The organism is Streptomyces sp. NPDC086023 (assembly GCF_044540325.1).
In the GTDB taxonomy this organism is placed as follows: domain Bacteria; phylum Actinomycetota; class Actinomycetes; order Streptomycetales; family Streptomycetaceae; genus Streptomyces.
The window spans coordinates 21,722-28,246 of the sequence record NZ_JBITRX010000041.1; the positions used below are offsets into that span (position 1 = coordinate 21,722).

Below are 6,525 nucleotides of genomic sequence, written 5' to 3' on the forward strand. Positions count from 1 at the left end.
CTGGTGGGGATTCCCCCGATGTCGTCCGGGGGAGTCAGATGCCTCGCTGGCTCGCGTAGAAGACCAGTCGGTACTTGCCGATCTGCACCTCGTCGCCGTTGTTGAGCGTCACCGAGTCGATCGGCTCACGGTTGACGTACGTACCGTTCAGGCTGCCGACGTCGGCCACGGTGAAGCGTCCGTCCTGGCCCCTGCGGAACTCCACGTGCCGCCGGGAGACGGTGACGTCGTCCAGGAAGATGTCGCTCTGCGGGTGCCGGCCCGCCGTGGTCAGCTCGCCGTCCAGCAGGAAGCGGCTGCCCGAGTTGGGGCCGCGCCGGACGATCAGCAGCGCCGAGCCCGGGGGCAGGGCGTCCACCGCGGCCTGGGCCTCGGGCGAGAGGGAGGGCGCGAGCGTCTGCCCGGTCGCCTCCGCCTCGTAGGCCTCAAGACCGGAGATGGAGATGGTCGACGTGGTCTCCGAGGCACGCTCCGGCGTCAGACCCGGCCGCAGCGGTGCGCCGCAGTTCGAGCAGAAACGGCTGTCCTCGCCATTGCGGTGCCCGCACCTGCCGCACACCAACATGGACGGCTCCTCGCGCCGCGGCTGACCCGCGGAGGCATGGGTGGCGTACGGATCGGGGGCGAACCCTCCACCCGCACTAGAGGTTGATGGTTCACCGAAACCTATGCGCCCGGACCCGGCCGGGTCAACGGACGACGCGCCCGAATTGTCGCCCGATCCGGCGACCTCGTCGCGGAACAGCGGGCGGCCGCCCTGCTCCTGCAGCTCATCGGCGCGGTCGGCGCGGTGCTTGCCGCTGTCCTCACGCGCCTTCTTGCCGAACAACTTCTCAAACAACTTCACGGGCGATTCCCCTTGACTGAAACAGACCCGCCCGTGGGGCAGGAATCCTGAATGCACACACCTGCCGACCCGGACATTCTCACAACGTCCGTAACCACCAGACAGTTTCCACCACGCACCGCCCTATCGGTGCGCCGACCCCCCGCAAGCACCCGCCCGCGTGGGGAGCACCACAGCCAGCCGCGTCCCATGGCGTTCCTCATGACGATGACGACCGAGCGTAGTCAGGCTGCTTCGCCGCCCGCAAGGCATCTACGACGATCTTGGCCGATCGGGTCACCATGGCGGTGGCCTGCTCCTTCTCCAGCGTCTGGATGACCCCGCCGGGGATGTTGAGGGCGGGTTCTAGGTCCTGCGGCCTGCCGATGACCTTGAACTCGTAAGGCGGGGTGATCTTCCGACCGTCCACGGCGACCCCGCCGCCGTCCGCATCGGAGAAGTAGGTGTCGGCGACCACGCGGACGCCGTTGACCTGGATCGCCTCCGCACCCGCAGCGCGCAGCTCCTGGATCGCGTCCAGCAGCATGTCCGACTCGATCAGGTTCTTCGGGTCGATCACCCGCAGCGTGATCCCCGGCCCCTCGGCCGCCACCGTGCCCGCCAGGATGCCGAGTTGCCGCTCCTTCTCGATGGTCTGCTTCCGGGCCTCCTCGGCCTGGTCGGACGAGTTCTCCAGCTCCCTGCGCTGGTCCTCCAGCCGCTGCTTCTCGTCCTCCAGGCGCTTGGTGCGCCCGTCCAGTTCGTCCAGGATGCGGACCAGGTCCTCCTGGCGGGCACCGCGCAGCGCGCTCGAATCGCTGTTGGACCGCACCTGGATCGCGAGCCCCAGACCCAGCACGAACAGCAGCAGCGCGACGACCAGTTGGGCGCGCGTCACCCGCGGCGGCCACAGCCCCGCGGCCAGCCGCTGGCGGCCGGTCTCCTCGGGGGCCGGGCGCTCCTCGCCGGGGCCGCCCGGGACGCTGTTCTCCGCGGGCTCCGGGTTCTCGGGGTTCTTCGGGTTCTCCGTACTCATCGGCCTCACGCCCGGAAGACGTGCCGGCGGATGGCGGCCGCGTTGGAGAAGATGCGGATGCCGAGGACGACGACCACGCCCGTCGACAGCTGGGCGCCGACGCCCAGTTTGTCGCCGAGGAACACGATCAGCGCGGCGACGACCACGTTGGACAGGAACGACACGACGAAGACCTTGTCGACGAAGATCCCGTCCAGCATCGCCCGCAGGCCGCCGAACACGGCGTCGAGCGCCGCCACGACGGCGATCGGCAGGTAGGGCTCGACGACGGCCGGCACCTCGGGCCGGACGAGAAGTCCGACCACCACTCCCACCACGAGGCCCAGTACGGCGATCACGATGCACCCTTCTTCGGTTCTGCTGTGCGTACGGTCAGGCTCGACGCCGCCGGAAGCCGTACGTCGTCTTCAGTGGAGACGGTGTAACGGATGCCGTAGTTCTCCTGGAGCACATGCAGATACTGGCCGTCGACGCTGTCCTGGAAGTCCGTGCGGAGCCGGTTCTTCTCCCCCACCGCCAGCACCTCGTACGGCGGTACCAGCGGCTTGTTGTCGACCAGTATCGCGTCACCCGCGGCCCGGATGGCCGACAGGGAGGTCAGCCGCTGCCCGTTGATGGACACGGCCTCCGCCCCCGCCTGCCACAGTCCGTTGACGATCCGCTGCATGTCGCGGTCGCGTACCCGCCCGGTGTCGGAGAACCCGGCGCTCTCGCGCGGTCCCCCGCCGCCCTGCTCGGCGTCCTTGGCGTCGTCCACGACCAGCTTCAGACCAGGGCCCCGCACCTCGGTGGCCCCGGACAGGAGGGCGACCAGTTCACCCTGGTCCCCGCCGTGCTGCTTGAGCGCCGCCCGCTGACGTCCCGAGACGTCGGTCCGCAGCGACTCGATCTCCTTCTCCAGGCCGTCGGCGCCGGCGTTCGCCCGCTCGACCCGGTCGATCAGCTCCTCGCGCTCCTTGGCGAGCACCGGAGCCTCTATCCGCGCCTGCGCCGCGCCGAGCGTGACGACCATCGCCGCCAGCACGAGACCGGCCGCGAGCGCGAGTTTCGCCTTCAGGGTGCGCGGCAGCCCCGCGGTGCCCTCGGCCGCCCGGCGGGCGGAAGCCTCGGCGTAGCCCTCGTCGAGGCTGTGGTCCATCACGTGCGTCAGCAGCGACATGGAGGCGTCCGGGCGCGACGGCCCCGGGGCCGAGCTCCTGTTGTTGGGCGGCTGCGACATGCGGCACATCGTCGCACGTCGCAGGGCCCGGCACCGAATGCGCCCCCGGTACGGGCCGGGGCGGCCGCGTCAGCCGCCCCGGCCCCCGGGTCAGCCGCCCTGGTGGCCGGCGCCCTCCACCACGGCCGACCACTCGTCGAGCAGGGCCTGCGCGGAGGCGTCGTCGGGACCCTCCGCCCACAGGTGCGTCACGGCCTCGGCCGGGTCGGGCAGCACCAGCGCCCACCGCCCGTCGGCCTCGACGACCCGGACTCCGTCCGTCGTGTCCACGGCACGGTCGCCGGCGGCCTCGACCACCCGCCGCATGACCAGCCCCTTGACGGCCCAGGGCGTGGCCAGGTCCCGCTTGAGGACGTGGGCTCGCGGTATCCGGGCGTCGATCTGGCTCAGCGTGAGCTGTGTCCGCGCGACCAGGCCGATCAGCCGGACGAAGGCCGCGGCACCGTCGAAGACACTGCTGAACTCGGGGACGATCAGGCCGCCCTTGCCGTCACCGCCGAAGATCGTCGTCTCGGCCCGCCCGACCCGCGTGAGGTCGTCGGGGGAGGTCGTCGTCCACTCGACCTGCGTCCCGTGGTACGCCGCCACCTGCTCGGCGATACGGGTCGTGGTGACGGGCAGCGCCACCTTGCCGCTGCGCCGCTCCGCCGCGACCAGGTCGAGCAGGACCAGCAGGGCCCGGTCGTCCTCGATGATCCGCCCCCGCTCGTCGACCAGCGAGATCCGCTCGCCGACGGGGTCGAAGCGGACGCCGAACGCCGCCCGCGCGGAGGCCACGATCTCCCCGAGCCTGACCAGGCCGGAGCGCCGGGACTCGGCGGTCTCGGTGGGCCGCGACTCGTCGAGGCCCGGGTTGATGGTCAGGGCGTCGACGCCGAGCCGGCCGAGGAGGCTGGGCAGGACGAGGCCGGCGCTGCCGTTGGAGGCGTCGACGACGACCTTGAGCCCCGAGTCCGCGATGCCGGTGGTGTCCACCCGCCGCAGCAGCGACCCGGTGTACGAGTCGAAGACGCTGGACGGGAACTGCAGGTCGCCGATCTCGCCCGGGAAGGCACGCCGGTACTCCTGGCGCGCGTACACCCGGTCCAGCTTGCGCTGCCCCGCCTGGGAGAGGTCCGCACCGCGTTCGTCGAAGAACATGATGTCGACGGAGTCCGGCACGCCCGGAGTGGTCCGCAGCATGATCCCGCCGGCACTGCCGCGGGCGGTCTGCTGGCGGGCCACCGGCAGCGGCACGTTCTCCAGGTCGCGTACGTCGATCGCGCTGGCCTGGAGCGCGGAGATCACGGCTCGCTTGAGCGCGCGGGCGCCTCGGGAGTGGTCGCGGGCCGTCGTGACGGTCGCGCCCTTCTTGAGCGTGGTGGCGTAGGCGCCCGCCAGCCGCACCGCGAGCTCGGGGGTGATCTCGACGTTGAGGATGCCGGAGACGCCCCGGGCTCCGAAGAGGTGGGCGGTGCCGCGGGACTCCCAGATGACCGAGGTGTTGACGAAGGCGCCGGCCTCGACGGTCTTGAAGGGGTAGACGCGGACGTTGCCCTGCACGATCGACTCCTCGCCGACCAGGCACTCGTCGCCGATGACCGCGCCGTCCTCGATCCGCGCGGCGCGCATGATGTCGGTGTTCTTGCCGATCACGCAGCCGCGGAGATTGCTGTGTGGCCCGATGTACACGTTGTCGTGGACGACGGCCCTGTGCAGGAAGGCGCCGCTCTTCACGACCACGTTCGAGCCGACGACGGTGTGCTCGCGGATCTCGGCGCCTGCCTCGACCTTGGCGTAGTCGCCGATGTAGAGGGGGCCGCGGAGCACCGCGTCCGGGTGGACCTCGGCACCTTCCGCGATCCAGACCCCGGGAGAGATCTCGAAGCCGTCCATGTCGACCTCGACGCGGCCTTCGAGCACGTCGGCCTGGGCCTTGACGTAGCTCTCGTGGGTGCCGACGTCCTCCCAGTAGCCCTCGGCGATGTAGCCGTAGATGGGCCGGCCTTCCTTCATGAGCTGCGGGAAGACGTCACCGGACCAGTCGACGGGCACGTCGGGGTCGACGTAGTCGAAGACCTCGGGCTCCATGACGTAGATGCCGGTGTTCACGGTGTCCGAGAACACCTGGCCCCACGTCGGCTTCTCCAGGAACCGCTCGACCTTGCCCGCCTCGTCGACGATGGTGATGCCGAATTCCAGCGGATTGGGCACCCGGGTCAGGCAGACCGTGACCAGCGCGCCCTTTTCCTTGTGGAACCGGATCAGGTCGGTGAGGTCGAAGTCGGTGAGCGCATCGCCGGAGATCACCAGGAAAGCATCGTCCTTGAGGGCTTCCTCGGCGTTCTTCACGCTTCCGGCGGTGCCGAGTGGCTTCTCCTCGTGGGCATAGGTGAGTTCCATGCCGAGTTCCTCGCCGTCGCCGAAGTAGTTCTTGACGAGGGAGGCGAGGAACTGAACGGTGACCACGGTCTCACTCAGCCCGTGCCGCTTCAGGAGCCTGAGGACGTGCTCCATGATCGGCCGGTTGGCCACCGGCAGGAGCGGCTTGGGCATGCTCGAGGTCATGGGGCGCAGGCGCGTGCCTTCGCCACCGGCCATCACGACGGCCTTCATGTCGGAAGAATCCTCCTTGAAGAGACGACGGTCCTGCCGACCGCACCCACGAGGACTCATCAGCCCCGCGAGTCTTCGCTGACTTCGCGGCGGGCTCAATCGGCCGCGGCGTCCGCCTTCACCAGGCGGCGGACCTGAACCACGTAAAGGATCCCTGCCCACCAATAGAGGGTTGTACCCCATCCGGCGAACGCCCATCCGAAAACGGACGCCAACCACGCGAGTGCACCAGTGCCGTCACTCAGGAGAAGCAACGGGAAGGCGTACATGAGGTTGAACGTGGCCGCCTTGCCGAGGAAGTTCACCTGCGGCGGCGGATAGCCGTGGCGGCGGAGGATGAGCACCATGACGGCGAGCATCAGCTCGCGTGCGAAGAGTGCGAGGGTGAGCCAAAGCGGAAGGATCTCGCGCCAGGTGAGGCCGATCAGCGTGGAGACGATGTACAGCCGGTCGGCGGCGGGATCGAGCAGCCGGCCGAGATTGCTGATCTGGTTCCAGCGCCGCGCGAGCTTTCCGTCGAGGTAGTCGCTCACGCCGCTGAGCATGAGCACGAAGAGCGCCCAGCCGTCCTGCTCGGTGAGGATGAGCCAGAGGAACAGGGGCACGCCGACGAGGCGAGCCATGCTCAGGATGTTCGGGATGGTGAAAATTCGGTCCGTCTGGACTCGAGTCTCCTGGACCTCCACCCGGGGGCCTCCACTGGGAAACGTTTGAACGATGCCCCCTGACCCTACAGGAGAACATCCGTGCCCAGAACGCAGAAAAGCCCCGCACCAGAAGGTGCGGGGCTTTCCCACAATGATTGTTCGGCGGCGTCCTACTCTCCCACAGGGTCCCCCCTGCAGTACC

6 protein-coding genes are annotated in these 6,525 nt (G+C 69.5%); all 6 read right to left on the bottom strand.

Going from position 1 to position 6,525, the window contains the following annotated elements; translation table 11 throughout:
• Nucleotides 1-34 precede the first annotated feature (34 nt).
• Nucleotides 35-952, bottom strand: a complete 918-nt coding sequence (locus ACIF6F_RS37505; protein WP_399958389.1) for an FHA domain-containing protein — start codon at nt 950-952, stop codon at nt 35-37.
• 94 nt (nt 953-1,046) lie between these two features.
• The gene (locus ACIF6F_RS37510) at nt 1,047-1,862 is read right to left on the bottom strand and encodes a DUF881 domain-containing protein (RefSeq protein WP_399958370.1); all 816 of its coding nucleotides are present in this window, start codon (nt 1,860-1,862) and stop codon (nt 1,047-1,049) included.
• 5 nt (nt 1,863-1,867) lie between these two features.
• A complete protein-coding gene (locus ACIF6F_RS37515; RefSeq protein WP_003970459.1) occupies nt 1,868-2,200 on the bottom strand; it encodes a small basic family protein in 333 nt (110 codons plus the stop codon).
• Nucleotides 2,197-3,090, bottom strand: coding sequence for a DUF881 domain-containing protein (locus ACIF6F_RS37520; protein ID WP_399958373.1), 894 nt, complete (start codon nt 3,088-3,090; stop codon nt 2,197-2,199). The genes ACIF6F_RS37515 and ACIF6F_RS37520 overlap by 4 nt, the downstream gene beginning before the upstream one ends.
• 81 nt (nt 3,091-3,171) lie before the next feature.
• Nucleotides 3,172-5,676, bottom strand: a complete 2,505-nt coding sequence (locus tag ACIF6F_RS37525; RefSeq protein ID WP_399958375.1) for a sugar phosphate nucleotidyltransferase — start codon at nt 5,674-5,676, stop codon at nt 3,172-3,174.
• 95 nt (nt 5,677-5,771) lie between these two features.
• On the bottom strand, nt 5,772-6,362 hold the full coding sequence (locus tag ACIF6F_RS37530) for a CDP-alcohol phosphatidyltransferase family protein (RefSeq protein ID WP_399958378.1): 591 nt from the start codon (nt 6,360-6,362) through the stop codon (nt 5,772-5,774).
• Between the last annotated feature and the right edge of the window lie 163 nt (nt 6,363-6,525).

Coding starts and splice junctions, on each gene's coding strand:
- ACIF6F_RS37525 (WP_399958375.1), bottom strand. CDS start 5,676: ATGAAGGCCGTCGTGATGGCCGGTGGCGAAGGCACGCGCCTGCGCCCC.
- ACIF6F_RS37520 (WP_399958373.1), bottom strand. CDS start 3,090: ATGTGCCGCATGTCGCAGCCGCCCAACAACAGGAGCTCGGCCCCGGGG.
- ACIF6F_RS37510 (WP_399958370.1), bottom strand. CDS start 1,862: ATGAGTACGGAGAACCCGAAGAACCCCGAGAACCCGGAGCCCGCGGAG.